Genomic DNA, 15,821 nt, shown 5'->3' with positions numbered 1-15,821 from the left:
AAAAATCTAAAGATGAAATATTTAGTAAATCTTTTTGTAATAATAGGTATAGCTGTGACTATAAACAGTTGCACTAAAACATACAAGTATTATCCGGGAGGTGAGCCTAACGACATCGGTTCTATTCTGGATCTGCGTCCGCTTTATAAAGGGCAGGATGTAGTTCTTTCAAAAGATATCATGTATGGTGCTTCCAAACTGGCTGCGGTAGTTATATCGGACCATACAGAAAAAAATCTTCCGGAAGGTTTGCTGGTGGTGCAGGATAGCCGCCGCCTCCAAACGCTGCGGGGCATTTCCATAGAGCTCGGCGCCGCTGCGGCCAACTATCGTCCGGGCGACTCGTTATGGATAGATATTACAGGCGGATTGTTAACCCGGAAAAACGGCGTTTTAACCATAACCGGCCTGACAGAATCGAATGTTACGGTTAAGGGTAAAGGTGTGGTTGGGATAAACGCCATAACCGTAGCGCAGCTGCATGCTAATCCTGAGAAGTACGAAAGTTCGCTTTGCCTTATTAATAAAGCGAGTTTTAATCCCGCGCTGGCACCGGGAGCTGTGATCAGTGGTTTTAAAACGATCAATGATGGTTTTGGAGACCTCGCTCTTTATACCGATCCGGGTGTAAGTTATGCGCAAAATGCGCCTTATGCGCTGGCCGCCTATGTGGGCATCCCTTTTAGTACTTCCGACGGACCTGTACAGTTCAGAACAAGAAATGCAGATGATATAGTGAATATGGGATCTATGGCACAGGATCTCCTTATAACCGGCTTCCAGAGCGATCCCAAGGGCGGAGACGGGGGCTATGAATATGTACAAATGCTTGCTACTAAAGATATAGATTTTACAGTCACGCCTTACAGCATTGTATTTTGCGTGAATTCAGGCGGCGCCAGTTCTGCAACTCCGCTCGATGCCGGCTGGGCCACAGGCGGGCAGCGTACCATAAAATGGAATATTAACTCGGGCAGCGTACAAAAAGGGAAGTTCTTTTATTTTGGTTTCCAGGGTAAAAAGATCAATGGTTCCTTAGGCACCCATTCCTTTCCCGCAACCGCCAACTGGTACCAGAAAACCTTTGCTACCACCGGCACCAACCCAAACAGGGGCGACGGAGGCCTTGTTCGCGCAAGTACGTTTGGCACCTCGGGCCCCTTTGCCAACAGTGGAAACACCTGTGGAGTAGCCATATTCAAAGGCACCACTGTTACAGAAACATCCGTGCCGGTAGATGTGTTGTTTGTAGCCTCGGGCGGAGCAGCCGCTATTTATGACCCGAATAAAAAGCCCATATTAGGTTACAGGATCTGTAATAACGACTGGTACTCTATGTATTCGGTAAGTATAGATCCGGTTACTTACAAGCCAAAGGTAGTGCCTTACCTCCATTACCGTTCCAATGGCAACACCGCCAATATGGCTTATCCGTTTAATGAACTGCACCCTCCTGGCCCCGATCCTTCCGATGCCGGCCTGTTCAGTATGATGGGTGGTGTATATAATATTAGCCTTGGCAGATGGACTACCGCACGTAAACAGGTGATCGTGGAATTGTTTCAGACCACTGCAACGATTGATACTTTAGAACAACATCCCGCTGTAACGAAACTGGTGGAGTAAAACCAGGTGCTATTACCAACTTAAAATAGAAATTTCGGGATTTGTCGGCTCTTGGCCGGCAAATCCCGAAATCTCAAAATCTCAAAATCCCGAAATCTCACATCTAATCACCGGTAGGCACAATATCACTGGTCTCTACCATCAGCATGACCGTTTTTTTAAGCGCTCTTGTTCTGTGTACAATTCCTTTGGTAATGGTAAACCCTTCCCAGGGATTTAAAGTGATCGTCTTGTCTTCAAGATCGATGAGCAGCTGACCATCGAGCACAAAGAAAAACTCATCATCATTATCGTGTTTATGCCAGTGGTACTCCCCTTCTATGATGGCTACCCGCACCACGCTGCTGTTTACTTTGGTAAGCGTTTGGTTAAACCACTTGTGCTGATTGGCTTTGACGATCGCTGGCACATCAATGAGCTCAAGATGATCATATTTAATATCAAGCCTTGTGTCGTAAGGATAGTTATTTTCCATATCTGGTCTTTTCAGTAAATGTACATAACATTTTCACTGGAGACCTTCGTGGAATTTTTGAGCCTGACAGCCTCATTTATAGCGGCCGGGCGAACTATCTAAAGTCGTGAAACCGCTGCGACCGGCTACATGCACGATCTGAAACCCGTTCAGCGTTGCCGTCAGTCGACGGGATAAGGCCCTTCAGTAAATTTTTCTGCATGATAACCCTTGGCGCCAATTTCTCTGGCCAGCTGGCTGCGCAGCTCGTTGGTATTTTTCAGCTGTTCAAGCAAATACCTGAAGTTGTACTTTGGTTCCCAGCCCAATTCCCTGCGGGCCAGTTCATTCACATATACCCTGTCAATAGCAGGGAACATTTTCCAGCCTCGTTGCTCATATATGGCCAGGTATTCAGGATAAAGCCGTTTGACCACTTCATGGGCCTTTGTACGCAGATCCCAAAGATCAGCCTGCTGAAATGGCGTGGTGGCGCTTATAATGTAGGTGCCAAATCCAATAGACCTTGCCCTTTCCATGGCTGCCAGGTGAGCGCTTACGACGTCTTCAATTTCCACACGGCGGTAGAGGAATTCGTTGGCTTTGAGATTCGAATCGGGATAGATCTCCCGCATTTTCCGGTTATCATCTTCTTCCGGAAAAAAACGGGAAGTACGCAGTACCAGGCAGGGCAGACCGGAATTGCGGTAATAGAGTTGGCAAAGATCCTCTGCTGCTGCTTTGGTAACGCCGTAAATGTTTTTCGGAACCGGGGTAACCGTTTCTGTTATCCAGGCGGCGGCTGCGCCTGCAGGTGGTACCAGGGCATCGCCAAATACGCTGGTGGTGCTGGTAAATACAAATGCTTCCACGCCCGCCGCAACAGCTTCCTGTAACAAATTAAGCGTGCCGGTTATATTGGTGTCAACAAATTGCTGGGGCGTATGCGTAGCCACATGTGGTTTGTGCAAGGTGGCGGTATGTAAAACAACATTGATCCCCTGCATGTTTTCTTTTACAAAATCGCGATCGGTGATCGATCCCGTAGACGTGGTAAATGGTGATGCCTTTATATCGAGGCCCACTACCTGATGATCCTTGCGCAGTGTGCGTACCAGGGCTTCGCCCAAATGGCCGGCACTGCCCGTAACCAGCACTTTCATATGTTTCGCTTAAAAGTTGTTAATCTTCTTTTACGTATTTATATACATTCTTTTTGTATTCGTTCAGGTCTTCCAGGGTGGAGATCTCATTAAAGCGGTACGACTGACCGTTTGGGTTATTCCGTACCAGCGCCACTACTTCCCCACCCACCACTGCGCTTTGGGCCCGCCGGAAGATACCATCCAGCGATTGCCGGTCGTTCAGCATCTGGTATTCTTCTATTTCGGCAACATTTATTATATAATCCGCCATATTGATCGTTTGTCACGAAGATAGAAAAGAATTGGAAGTACCGATTTTCCTGTTATTTTGCCATTTACTAATAATTAGCAATGATCAAAATAGTAATAACCGACGGCTATACATTGAACCCGGGCGATCTGAGCTGGCAACCGGTGGAACAATTTGGCGAGCTGTTCGTGTACGACAGAATGCAGCCGCATGAGATCGTGGACAAGTGTAAGGATGCCCATATCGTGCTTACTAATAAAGTGCCTTTTAACGCAGCTACACTGGCCCGATTGCCGCAGCTGAAGATGATCGGCGTTACGGCAACCGGTTATAATATCATCGACGTGCAGGCGGCAACAAAAAGCAATATTGCCGTATGCAATGTGCCGGCATATGGTATTGCTTCCGTTGCGCAGCATACCATTGCTTTGTTGCTCGAATTGACCAACCAGGTAGGAAAACATGCCGCTTCCGTAGCGGCCGGTGAGTGGACAAACTGCCCCGATTTCAGTTATCAGAAAGCGCCTATTACAGAACTGGCCGGAAAAACGATGGGTATTGTTGGCTGGGGAAACATCGGCCAACAGACCGCCCGTATATCCCAGGCATTGGGTATGGAGCTTTGTTACTACAATCCCGCAAAAAAAGAAAAAGCATTTGCGCCCTGGCTGCCTTTGCCGGAATTATTTGCAAAAAGTGATGTAGTGTCGCTGCATTGTCCACTGACGCCTGAAAATACCGGTTTTGTAAATGCAGAACTGATCAGTCGCATGAAAGCATCCGCCTTTATCATTAATACGGCCCGCGGCCAGCTCATCAATGAACAGGATCTTGCCAATGCATTGAATAATGGCCGCATTGCCGGTGCCGGGCTGGATGTATTGTCGACCGAACCGCCAAATGCGTTAAATCCGCTACTGAACGCCAAAAACTGCATCATTACCCCGCATAATGCCTGGGTGAGCAGGGAAGCCCGCAAACGGGTGATGGCCGTGACGGTCGCCAATATTGAAGCGTTTTTGAATAACAAGCCCATGAATAAGGTCAACTAACAGAAGAGTTACCAGTTACCGGTTACCAGTTACCGGTTACCAGTTACCGGTTACCAGTTACCAGTTACCGGTTACCAGTTACCGGTTACCGGTTACCGGTTTCCAGGGCTCGTAATGTCAATCACGCTGCCTTTAGGCGGGATCTCAGAATGTTACGCCCGCAACCGGTGCCTGGCAACACAACCCCCTTTTATGGATTCACCTTACAATCAAGAACTAAGAACTGAGAACGAACAACTTAAAACAGAAAACCTTATCTTCGCTCAACTTTTTGAGAATGAAGATTCTAATTCAACAGGTTACAATAACTGACCCATCATCCCCATTTAACGGAACGAAGCAGGATGTCCTTATAGAATCAGGTATAATCAAGGATATTCAACCTGCTATTTCAGCAGAAGCAGACAAGATCATTACAGGCAGCCAGTTGCACCTTTCGCCCGGCTGGGTGGATGTGTTTGCTCATTTTGCCGATCCCGGTTACGAATTCAAGGAAACCCTGGAAACAGGCGCCCGCGCTGCCGCTGCCGGTGGTTATACCGATGTATTCGTGATCCCCAATACAAAACCGGTGGTCGATAGCAAAACCCAGGCAGAATACATCAGTCAGAAGTCGCGGTCGCTGCCGGTGAATGTGCATCCCATCGGGGCTATTTCAAAAGGCGCCGAAGGAAAGGACCTGGCTGAAATGTACGATATGCGTACGAGCGGGGCCGTTGCCTTTAGCGATGGTTTGAACCCGATCCAATCTGCCGGCCTGTTGCTGAAAGCGCTGCAATATGTAAAGGCCTTTGAAGGAACCATTATTCAAATTCCCGACGATAAAAGTGTTGGCGCCAATGGCCTCATGCATGAAGGAATTGTGAGCACCAGGCTGGGATTGCCCGGCAAACCCATGATGGCCGAAGAACTGCAGGTAGCCCGCGATATTAAACTGGTGCGGTATTCCGACTCGAAACTGCATTTCACTGGTGTAAGCGCACCGAAATCGCTGGAATATATCCGCCGCGCAAAAGACGCCGGACTGGCGGTCACCTGCTCAGTGACTCCCTACCACCTTTTCTTCACCGATGAAGATCTGATGGAGTATGATACCAACCTGAAAGTATATCCTCCCCTGCGCACAAAAAGCGATGTAGAAATACTCAGACAGGCCGTGCTCGACGGAACCATCGATTGTATAGCATCACACCACCTGCCGCATGAATACGACAGCAAGGTGCTGGAATTTGAATACGCCAAATACGGCATGACGGGACTCGAAACTTCTTATAGTGCAATAAAGACCATTCTGCCTGCACTTACCGAAAGCCGCTGGGTGGAGCTGGTAAGCATTAATCCCCGGAAAATATTTGGTTTGGAATGCCCCGTGATCAATAAGGAGGCGCAGGCCTGTTTTACCCTGTTTGAGCCTGGTGTGCCGGTAACATTTACAACGGCTTCTTTCCGGTCGAAATCCAAGAACTCGGCCTTTACCGGTAAAACCCTCAACGGTGCGGTAAAAGGGATCATCAACAAAGAAACCTTAATTCTAAATTAATATCTTATTGCATGACTCTTGCATCATCCTCTCCCAGGAACCTGGGCGTTCTTTACGGACTTATTAATGGAGGCGTATCAATTGTATTTACTGTAATACTCTATCTTGGCGGCGCAAAATTGTTTGTGAGCCCTATTGCCTGGGTAGGAACCGTTTTACCGATCGCAATCAGTGTGATTGGCGGCCTGCAGATCAGAAAACTGCAGGGAGGATACCTTGAGTTTTCAGAAGCTTTGAAAGCCACCTTCACCATCCTGGTGATCGGCTCATTGATCGCAACCCTTTTTCAGTATATTTTGTTTAATTATATTGATGTGTCCTTCCGGGAGGCGTTGGCGCAGGTAACAGCCGAGCAGGCGGAAAAACTGATGCGTAAGTTGGGTGCGCCGGAGGAAAAGATCGACGAAGCGGTAGAAGAGACGCTGAACAAGAATAACTACACCATTGGAAGATTACTCCTGGGTTTTGTTTTTGGCTGTATCGGGTGGTTCATTGTTGCCCTGATCGTATCGGCGATCATAAAAAGAAAACGGCCTGCGTTCGAAAATACTTTTAACCAATAACTATGGATGTATCCATTGTAGTGCCTTTGTTGAATGAAGATGAATCCCTGCCCGAATTGTGTGCCTGGATCGAGCGGGTGGTCACTGCCAATGGTCTCACTTATGAGATCATTATGATCGATGACGGCAGCACCGATAACTCCTGGCAGGTAATAGAACAATTACGTGCAAAGAATAACAATATCAAAGGGATCAGGTTCCAGCGCAATTATGGCAAGTCTGCTGCATTGAACGAGGGGTTCAAAGCCGCATTGGGCAAAGTGGTGATCACAATGGATGCCGATATGCAGGACAGTCCGGATGAAATACCTGAATTGCGCAGAATGATCATTGAAGACGGATATGACCTGGTAAGCGGCTGGAAAAAGAAGCGTTTCGATAACACCCTCACGAAAAATATCCCCAGTAAATTCTTTAACTGGGCTACCCGGCGGATCTCGAAGATCCAATTACACGATTTCAATTGCGGGCTCAAAGCTTACCGGCTGAAAGTAGTTAAAAGCATTGAAGTGTACGGGGAAATGCATCGCTATATCCCCGTGCTGGCAAAATGGGCGGGTTTTAAAAAGATCGGTGAAAAAGTGGTGGAGCACCGCAAGCGCAAATACGGTACTACTAAATTTGGCTGGGAGCGTTTTGTGAACGGCTTTCTAGATCTGGCGTCCATTACTTTCGTTGGCAAATACGGTAAACGGCCCATGCACTTTTTTGGGCTTTGGGGTTCCGGAGTACTGGTACTGGGCTTGCTGATGGTACTGTACCTGATCGTTTCCAAGATCATTGAGCCGGAATACGCAATTACCAACCGGCCTGTATTTTATATTTCCTTAACGCTGATGGTCATGGGTACCCTGATGTTCATTGCCGGATTCCTCGGCGAACTGATCTCCCGGAACTCACCTGGCCGTAATCACTATTTAATTGAGCAGAAAACAGGAATTGATTAATGGCTTCGAAAAAAATCGTCATCATAGGACCCGGGCATCCGTTGCGGGGTGGCTTAGCCACCTTCAACCAGCGGCTGTGCAAACAGTTTATTGATGAAGGCCATACCTGTAGCATTTATTCTTTTTCCCTGCAATACCCTTCTTTTTTGTTTCCCGGCACCACACAGTATTCAACGGAACCGGCGCCTGCAGATCTGGAGATCTATTCCGTTATTAATTCGGTGCATCCGTTAAACTGGTTACAGGTAGGTAATGCATTGAAGCGTATTCAACCCGATATAATTGTAGTGCGGTACTGGTTGCCCTTTATGGGACCGGCCCTGGGCACCATTTTGCGCAGGGCGCGAAAAAACCGCCATACCCGTATCATTGCGATCACGGATAATATAATTCCGCACGAAAAAAGACCGGGGGATGTAGCCTTCACCCGTTATTTTCTCAATAGTTGTGATGCGTTCATTACCATGAGTGAAAAGGTAATGAACGACCTGCGTCAATTTGAAAAGAACAAACCGGCGCAACAGGTTTTACATCCCCTGTACGACAATTTTGGTGAGCCGGTATCAAAAGAGGATGCCCGCAAAAAGCTTGGCTTGCCGGTTGATGAAAAGATCATCCTTTTCTTCGGCTTTATTCGAAAATATAAAGGGCTTGATATTTTATATGACGCCATGAGCGTATTGAAACAGCAGGCGAAGCCGGATAGCCCAGTTCCAAAACTTTTGGTGGCGGGGGAATTTTACGAAGATGTAAAACCATTTCAGGAACAAATACAACGATTGGGAATTGAAGAAAACCTGATACAAAGAACGGATTTTATTCCCGACAGTGAAGTGAAATATTATCTCTGCGCCGCAGATATGGTCATACAGCCTTATCGCAGCGCTACCCAAAGCGGTGTTACGCCCCTGGCCTATCATTTTGAAAAGCCAATGGTGGTAACCAATGTTGGCAGTTTGCCTACCCTGGTGCCGCATGAAAAGGTAGGATTGGTATGCGAACCGGAGCCGGCTTCACTGGCCGCAGCCATTACCCGCTATTTTGAACTTGGAGAACAGCATTTTATACCACATCTTCGCATCGAAAAAGAAAAATATTCCTGGCATAACCTGGTCAATACGATTTTGACAATCAGCTAAATGCTTCCCGGACTGTTTACTGACACTACAAAACCTATTATACTAAATAAATGATCTACAGAAGCAAAGCACCCTTACGTATCGGTTTGGCCGGTGGTGGTACCGATGTAAGTCCGTATAGTGACCTCTACGGCGGAGCTATCCTGAATGCTACGGTGTCGCTGTATGCCTATGCGAACATAGAACCACTTGCCGAAAAGACCATTCAATTACAGGCCCTTGACAGGCACGAGACGCAGCAATTTCCCTGGGCTGCCGAATTGCCCATCGACGGGCAACTCGACCTGCTGAAAGGTGTTTATAACCGTATCCAGAAACAATACGGCATGCCTGAAGCGGGCTTCCGGTTGTCAACTTTTGTTGACGCACCTGCCGGCTCCGGTTTAGGTACTTCTTCTACCCTGGTAGTGGCCATTGTAGGCGCCTTTGCGGAAATGTTGCGGTTACCCCTGGGCGAATATGATATTGCCCATCTGGCCTATGATATTGAACGGAACGACCTGAAAATGGCGGGTGGTAAACAAGACCAGTATGCGGCAACGTTTGGTGGCGTGAATTATATGGAATTCTATGGCGAAAATGTAGTGGTAAACCCACTGCGCATAAAACAACAATACCTGTTTGAGCTGGAGAATAACCTGGTATTATATTATACAGCTACCAGCCGCGAGTCGGCCAGGATCATTGAAAAGCAAAGCCAGAATGTGGTATCGAAAAAGGAAAAGCCGATCGATGCCATGCACCAGTTAAAACGCCAGGCGCAGTTGATGAAAGAAGCGTTGCTGAAAGGCCGGTTGCATGAAATTGGAGAGATCCTGGATTATGGTTTCCAGCAAAAGAAACAGATGGCCGAAGGTATCTCCAATACACTGATGGATGAGATCTATGAAGGAGCCAGGAAAGCAGGCGCCACAGGCGGAAAGATCTCAGGCGCCGGCGGTGGCGGATTTATGACCTTCTATTGTCCCGGCAATGCCAAGTATGCGGTGATTGAATGTTTATCGAAATTTGGCGGCTTTGTGAAGAACTACCAGTTTGTTGATCATGGACTCACTACGTGGACGATATAGTTAATTAGCTAATGTGATAAAGCTTCAAACTGATTATCACAACATCGAATTATCACCATATCCCATATTTAATAAATATCTATGACAAATAAGATTACAGACATTATCAAAGCGTCGATCAGTACCAAAGAAAGCATTTTGAAAGACCCGGTGTTATTAGGTACTATTGATCAATTGGCTACTATCATAACCGCGGCATTACGGAATGGCAACCGCGTGTATTTCTGCGGAAATGGCGGCAGCGCTGCTGATGCCCAGCACCTGGCCGCTGAATTTTCCGGCCGTTTTTATACCGACCGCGACGCATTGCCTGCCGAAGCATTGCATTGCAATACCTCCTATTTGACCGCTGTGGCCAACGATTACAGTTATGATGTGGTGTATGCACGATTAATTAAAGGCATCGGGGTAAAAGGAGATGTGCTGATCGGATTATCCACTTCCGGCAATTCCGCCAATATTGTAAAAGCATTTGAAACAGCCCGTGAAAAAGGCATTATAACCGTAGGCTTCACCGGCGACAGTGGTGGTAAAATGAAATTGTTAAGCGATCACCTGGTGAATGTTCCCTCGAAAGATACACCCCGCATTCAGGAAAGTCATATCATGCTGGGGCATATTGTTTGCCAGCTTGTGGAAGAACAATACTTTAATAAATAATCAGGAGTTACAGGTTGCAGGTTACAGGGAACATCTATTGAGGCCCTGTAACCTGAAACTTGAGACCTGCACTATAGATCGTGATCAATAAGTTTTTTTATTATTCTAAAGCATGGCTATTAAAGAGTGCATTATTCTGGCCGGTGGATTGGGAACCAGGTTACGCAGTGCCGTACCCGATCTGCCGAAATGTATGGCGCCGGTGGCAGGAAAACCGTTTCTGGCCCACGTTATGAACTATTTCAGGGAACAGGGTATTGAAAAGTTCATCTTCTCACTGGGGTATAAACATGCCATGATCCAGGAGTTTCTGGATCAGTCCTATGCGAACCTTCCTAAACAATATGTTATTGAAAAGGAACCGCTGGGAACCGGTGGCGCCGTTCAGCTTGCCTGTAAGCAGGCTACTGAAGAACAGGTACTGATCCTGAACGGTGATACGATGTTCTCTATTCAGGTACCGGCACTGGCTGCATTTCATTCGCAGCAACAGGCACATTGTACGCTGGCCTTAAAACCGATGCAGCATTTTGACCGGTATGGCGTGGTAGAAATTGCCGGCAATGGCGCTATCAAAAGTTTTAAGGAAAAGCAGTTCTACGAAAGCGGCCTCATCAACGGCGGCATATATGCATTACAGGTAGCTGCATTTCTCAGCGAAGGTTTACCGGAAAAGTTCTCCTTTGAAAAAGATTACCTGGAGCAACTGTATACAAGCCGGCCCATGTACGGCATCGTGCAGGATGCCTATTTTATTGATATTGGCATACCCGAAGATTTTGAAAGAGCAAACCGGGAATTGAGAAACTGAAATTATTATCAGATGTTAGACCTTACACAGATTGATAAGAGCTGGACTTTATTTCTTGACCGGGACGGTGTTCTCAATCACGAAAAATACCAGGATTACGTATATAATTACGACGAATTTGTTTTTTATGACGGGGTGCTGGATGCCTTAAAAACGCTGACCGACAAGTTCGGATTGGTAATCATCACCACTAACCAGCGCGGTGTGGGGCGTGGACTGATGACGGAAGCTGATTTGCTGAATATTCATAGCTGCATGACAGCCGACATTCTAAAAGCCGGAGGGCGCATCGACCGCATCTATTATTGTGTTGCGAATGACGCCAGCCATCCCAACCGCAAGCCCAATCCCGGGATGATCTATGAGGCGAAGAAAGATTACCCTGAAATTGACCTGCAACGATCGTTGATCGTAGGCAACAATATGAGTGATATGGAGTTTGGCCGCAATGCCGGCATTCATACCGTTTTTGTTAAAACAACCAACCCTGAACAGGAGCTTCCCCACCCTGCTATTGACCTGGCATTTAATTCTTTAGCCGATTTTGCAAAAGCTTTGCAAAATGCATGAAATTTTATCAACCCTTTCACGTTCCAATACCCAAATCGGCAGGGCATCTTACTAACTTTGCCTCGTTAAGCGTTCACAATATTTTAACTATGAATCACCACTATTTCAAATACTGTTTTACCAGTTGGTTTTTGATCATCGGTTTCTTCTTTGTGCTGCCCGCATCGGCACAACGGCTATCCCCGGCAGATAGTAAGGCCCTGGAACGCAAGGAAGATACATTAAAGAAGCTTTCAGCCAATATGGTATTCAGTGAAAGTGCCGCTGACCGTTTCAGGTCAGACAGTTTATTCACCCGCACGCTTGTGCGGGCGCTGAAGGTAAAAAACGCATTTTACTATCCTTTCGATTCTCTGAATATTTCAAAATTGTATGCGCCCGATAGTACCTTCCGCATATTCACCTGGCAATTGAAAAAAGATGAATATGTGTATCTGCAAAAAGGCGCCATACAAATGAATATGCCCGACGGCTCACTAAAGCTGTTCCCTTTGTTCGACTATTCGATGTTCACGCCCAAACCGCTTGATTCGGTGCGCGGCCGCAACAACTGGATAGGCGCTATTTATTACCGCATCATTGCCAAAGAACATAATGGTAAGAAGTATTATACCCTGCTGGGATTTGATGATTTCAGTGTAAGCAGTAACCGCAAATGGCTGGAAGTATTACATTTCAACGAACGCGGAGAACCGGTATTCGGCGGCGCTATGGTTTCCTTTAAAGAAGATTCCGTAAAGAAGCCGGTACAGGCCCGCTTTAATATTGAATATAAAAAAGAAGCTAAAACCTTCTTCAATTACGATCCTGAAAAAGATCTCATTGTATTCGATCATCTTATCTCTGAAACGAATGAACCGGAACGGAAATCTACGTATATACCGGATGGCGATTTTGAAGCGTTCAAATGGCAGAATGGCCAGTGGGTGCATGTACCACGCCTGGAATTTGACATGAAATTGAAAGACGGTCAGTTCCCGACAGAATCAACCATCCTGGATGATGCGGGCAATGCCAATGAGCAGCGGCTTGAGGAAGCTTCCCGGAAAACTATGGAAAGAGAATTAGGAATACCACCGGCAACAACAACACCTCCCAAAAAAAGTGCACCACCGAAGAAAAAAGGATAGATATAACCAGCGATAAAGAATTGACCCCAATGTAAATTGGGGTTTTTCGTTTTGTCACTGATACAGGTCTGAGGTTCCATTACAGGGCTTTGTTGCGCTAAAACTACCTGCACCTGAATAAAGAAGCAATGGCAAATATATAAGAATTCAACATCCGCTGATCCTTACTGGTATTTTTTGTTAGCATAGTTCCAATAATCATTCAATTATTGGAATCCCCCTTGCACTTCGTAAATAAAGTTAATCGTCGAGTTTCAATACGGCGAGAAATGCTTCCTGCGGTACTTCCACATTACCTATCTGGCGCATACGCTTTTTACCTTCTTTCTGTTTCTCCAACAGTTTGCGTTTACGGCTGATATCACCTCCGTAACATTTGGCGGTAACGTCTTTCCGCATGGCGCTGATATTTTCGCGGGCCAGTACTTTGGCGCCAACCGCAGCCTGAATGGCTATCTGGAATTGTTGGCGGGGCAGCAGTTCTTTCAGCTTTTCGCAAAGTTTGCGGCCAAAATCCTGGGATCTGCTCCGGTGAATAAGCGCGCTGAGAGCATCTACCTTGTCGCCGTTCAACAGAATATCCATTTTTACAATATCGCTTTCGCGGTAGCCGATCGGATGGTAATCGAAAGATGCATAGCCACGGGTCTGGCTTTTCAATTTATCGTAGAAGTCGAACACGATCTCAGTCAGGGGCATCTCGAACTGCAGCTCCACACGGGTGGTGGTCAGGTAGCTTTGGTTCAGCAGGATACCGCGTTTGCCCAAACAAAGCGTCATGATATTACCGATATACTCGGGTTTCGTAATGATCTGCGCCTTGATGTATGGTTCTTCTATCCGGTCTGTTTTTACCGGGTCAGGGAACTCGGTCGGGTTGTTCACAATGATCTTTTCGCCCTTGGTTGTATAGGCGATAAAACTCACGTTGGGAACGGTGGTGATCACCGTCTGGTTAAACTCCCTTTCCAGCCTTTCCTGGATGATCTCCATATGCAGCATCCCCAGGAATCCGCATCGGAAACCAAAACCCAGGGCCTGCGATGTTTCCAGCTCATAGGTAAGCGAAGCGTCGTTCAGCTGCAGTTTGTCCATACAGTCACGAAGCTCCTCAAACTCATCTGTATTCACCGGGAAGATGCCCGCAAACACCATTGGTTTCACTTCCTGGAAACCTTTGATCATTTCCTGGGTAGGATTATTTTTAAGGGTAATGGTATCACCCACTTTTACTTCTTTTGCATTCTTGATACCTGTGATCAGGTAACCTACATCACCAGCGCCTACTTCTTTTTTCTCTGTCATCTTCAGTTTAAGGATCCCTACTTCTGCGGCTTCATAATCCATGTCGGTAGACACAAATTTTACGATATCACCTTTGCGAATGGTGCCGTTCAGAACCCTAAAGTATACGATAATGCCCCGGAAGCTGTTAAATACACTGTCGAAGATCAGGGCTTGCAGGGGCTCCTCCGGGTTACCTTTGGGAGCCGGAATGCGTTCCACGATCGCTTGCAGGATCCCGTCTACACCAATGCCTGTACGGCCACTGGCCAGCAGGATATCTTCCGGCTTGCACCCGATCAGCTCAATGATCTGGTCCTTTACTTCCTCGATCATGGCGCCGTCCATATCAATTTTATTGATCACGGGAATGATCTCGAGGTCGTTGTCGATGGCAAGGTACAGGTTACTGATAGTTTGTGCCTGAATACCCTGGGTAGCATCCACCAGCAGGAGGGCGCCCTCACAGGCAGCCAGCGCGCGGCTCACTTCGTAGCTGAAATCCACGTGGCCGGGAGTATCGATCAGGTTCAGGATATATTCCTGTCCGTCAGTATGTTTATAGTTGATTTGAATGGCGTGGCTCTTGATGGTGATCCCTTTTTCCCGCTCCAGGTCCATATCGTCCAGGACCTGGTCCATCATTTCCCGTTCACTGATGGTATTGGTAGATTGTAACAGTCTGTCTGCCAGGGTGCTTTTACCATGGTCGATATGTGCTATGATGCAAAAATTGCGGATATTCTTCATTCAGTCGATTGTCCTTTAAATACCCGCAAAAGTAACTGATTTTAGTGGCATTACAGAGAGAATGTGAATGTGTTTTTGCAGTTGGTTTTCAGGAAATGTAGCGGCTAAGTCTTTGGGTATATACCATCTGGCTATTGGAACCTATCGCTATCATTTCGAACCAGTAGTTTATGCCTAGTGGCAATCCCCTGATCACTCTTTTACAACGGGTATCAATTTCACTTTGCCAAACACTGGCCGGGGTTATGGGATCGGGCGTCCATCGATACTGGTAAGATTTTGCGCCATGTACGCGTCGAACCTTCATTAAGATCTCTCCGGGATTGGCACCTGGCAAGACCTTGAAATGGGTGGGCGCTTTCAGGATTATTTCTTCCCGTGGGGTGAAAATGGGAAAGCCGCTGCTAAACATGGGTGTTTCTGCACCTTTTGATTCATTTCTAACGAATGCTCCCACCTCTTTCAGTTTTTTGATCAGCAAAACTTTCAGATCGTTCTTGATGGCGATCTTTACCCGGTCTTTGTTACCGGCTTCCGACATAGCCTGGCTAAACTGGGTACTTATCTCACGCAACTCGATGATCATCATTCCCGGGTCGGGAAAATATTCGTTGTCAGTCATGCTTTCTACAACATAATTTGCAATCAAATAAAGATCACTATCCTTCGTCTCTTTAAAATTCAGGGCGAGTTTTCTTTTCATATACGGGGTGTTTTTACATTTTGGTCAAAAACCATACATGCGCATAACTGATAAGCATTGGCTTACCTGTTAGAATCCCCTGTAAATGAATGTCGTTTTAGAAGAGAGGCTTAACCGTAGTGGGTGG

16 protein-coding genes are annotated in these 15,821 nt (G+C 46.7%); 11 read left to right on the top strand and 5 right to left on the bottom strand.

The window, feature by feature from the left end; translation table 11 throughout:
- Nucleotides 1–12: 12 nt before the first annotated feature.
- Nucleotides 13–1,626, top strand: coding sequence for a DUF5689 domain-containing protein (locus tag JT717_RS08690; protein WP_205509808.1), 1,614 nt, complete (start codon nucleotides 13–15; stop codon nucleotides 1,624–1,626).
- Nucleotides 1,627–1,729: 103 nt separating this feature from the next.
- On the opposite strand, the gene JT717_RS08685 is transcribed toward JT717_RS08690, so the two are convergent.
- The 3 genes from JT717_RS08685 to JT717_RS08675 all read right to left on the bottom strand — a co-directional run bounded on the left by JT717_RS08685 (nucleotide 1,730) and on the right by JT717_RS08675 (nucleotide 3,496).
- Entirely contained in the window at nucleotides 1,730–2,101 is a 372-nt protein-coding gene (locus JT717_RS08685) for a cupin domain-containing protein (protein ID WP_205509807.1), read from the bottom strand.
- A gap of 161 nt (nucleotides 2,102–2,262) precedes the next feature.
- Nucleotides 2,263–3,243, bottom strand: a complete 981-nt coding sequence (locus JT717_RS08680; RefSeq protein WP_205509806.1) for an NAD-dependent epimerase/dehydratase family protein — start codon at nucleotides 3,241–3,243, stop codon at nucleotides 2,263–2,265.
- Nucleotides 3,244–3,262: 19 nt separating this feature from the next.
- Entirely contained in the window at nucleotides 3,263–3,496 is a 234-nt protein-coding gene (locus tag JT717_RS08675) for a hypothetical protein (protein WP_205509805.1), read from the bottom strand.
- 80 nt (nucleotides 3,497–3,576) lie between these two features.
- Here JT717_RS08675 and JT717_RS08670 point away from each other — a divergent pair, with 80 nt between their 5' ends.
- From JT717_RS08670 to JT717_RS08625, 10 genes are all read left to right on the top strand, one after another.
- Nucleotides 3,577–4,527, top strand: a complete 951-nt coding sequence (locus JT717_RS08670; RefSeq protein ID WP_205509804.1) for a D-2-hydroxyacid dehydrogenase — start codon at nucleotides 3,577–3,579, stop codon at nucleotides 4,525–4,527.
- 277 nt (nucleotides 4,528–4,804) lie between these two features.
- On the top strand, nucleotides 4,805–6,067 hold the full coding sequence (locus tag JT717_RS08665; RefSeq protein ID WP_205509803.1) for a dihydroorotase: 1,263 nt from the start codon (nucleotides 4,805–4,807) through the stop codon (nucleotides 6,065–6,067).
- Nucleotides 6,068–6,078: 11 nt separating this feature from the next.
- Complete coding sequence (locus JT717_RS08660) at nucleotides 6,079–6,630, top strand: DUF4199 domain-containing protein (protein WP_205509802.1); 552 nt, start codon at nucleotides 6,079–6,081, stop codon at nucleotides 6,628–6,630.
- A 2-nt stretch (nucleotides 6,631–6,632) separates the two neighbouring features.
- Entirely contained in the window at nucleotides 6,633–7,577 is a 945-nt protein-coding gene (locus JT717_RS08655) for a glycosyltransferase family 2 protein (protein WP_205509801.1), read from the top strand.
- A complete protein-coding gene (locus JT717_RS08650) occupies nucleotides 7,577–8,716 on the top strand; it encodes a glycosyltransferase (RefSeq protein WP_205509800.1) in 1,140 nt (379 codons plus the stop codon). Before JT717_RS08655 ends, JT717_RS08650 begins: the two co-directional genes overlap by 1 nt.
- A 50-nt stretch (nucleotides 8,717–8,766) precedes the next feature.
- Nucleotides 8,767–9,786 (top strand): GHMP family kinase ATP-binding protein, encoded by a 1,020-nt coding sequence (locus JT717_RS08645; RefSeq protein ID WP_205509799.1) that lies wholly within the window; start codon nucleotides 8,767–8,769, stop codon nucleotides 9,784–9,786.
- 81 nt (nucleotides 9,787–9,867) lie between these two features.
- A complete protein-coding gene (locus JT717_RS08640; protein WP_205509798.1) occupies nucleotides 9,868–10,446 on the top strand; it encodes a D-sedoheptulose-7-phosphate isomerase in 579 nt (192 codons plus the stop codon).
- Nucleotides 10,447–10,558: 112 nt separating this feature from the next.
- Nucleotides 10,559–11,257, top strand: coding sequence for a nucleotidyltransferase family protein (locus JT717_RS08635; protein WP_205509797.1), 699 nt, complete (start codon nucleotides 10,559–10,561; stop codon nucleotides 11,255–11,257).
- A gap of 12 nt (nucleotides 11,258–11,269) precedes the next feature.
- Nucleotides 11,270–11,827 carry a D-glycero-alpha-D-manno-heptose-1,7-bisphosphate 7-phosphatase gene (locus JT717_RS08630; protein WP_205509796.1) on the top strand — a complete coding sequence of 186 codons (558 nt, stop codon included), beginning with the start codon at nucleotides 11,270–11,272 and terminating at the stop codon, nucleotides 11,825–11,827.
- 89 nt (nucleotides 11,828–11,916) lie between these two features.
- Nucleotides 11,917–12,957 (top strand): hypothetical protein, encoded by a 1,041-nt coding sequence (locus JT717_RS08625; RefSeq protein WP_205509795.1) that lies wholly within the window; start codon nucleotides 11,917–11,919, stop codon nucleotides 12,955–12,957.
- A 240-nt stretch (nucleotides 12,958–13,197) separates the two neighbouring features.
- On the opposite strand, the gene lepA is transcribed toward JT717_RS08625, so the two are convergent.
- Together lepA and JT717_RS08615 are read right to left on the bottom strand one after the other, a co-directional pair.
- Nucleotides 13,198–14,991, bottom strand: coding sequence for a translation elongation factor 4 (gene lepA / locus JT717_RS08620; RefSeq protein ID WP_205509794.1), 1,794 nt, complete (start codon nucleotides 14,989–14,991; stop codon nucleotides 13,198–13,200).
- A gap of 88 nt (nucleotides 14,992–15,079) precedes the next feature.
- Entirely contained in the window at nucleotides 15,080–15,694 is a 615-nt protein-coding gene (locus JT717_RS08615; RefSeq protein ID WP_205509793.1) for a hypothetical protein, read from the bottom strand.
- Nucleotides 15,695–15,821 lie beyond the last annotated feature (127 nt).

Origin of the sequence: Longitalea arenae (assembly GCF_016924755.1) — a bacterium.
GTDB classification, from domain to species: domain Bacteria; phylum Bacteroidota; class Bacteroidia; order Chitinophagales; family Chitinophagaceae; genus Niastella; species Niastella arenae.
This window is presented reverse-complemented; position numbering and strand designations above follow the sequence as displayed.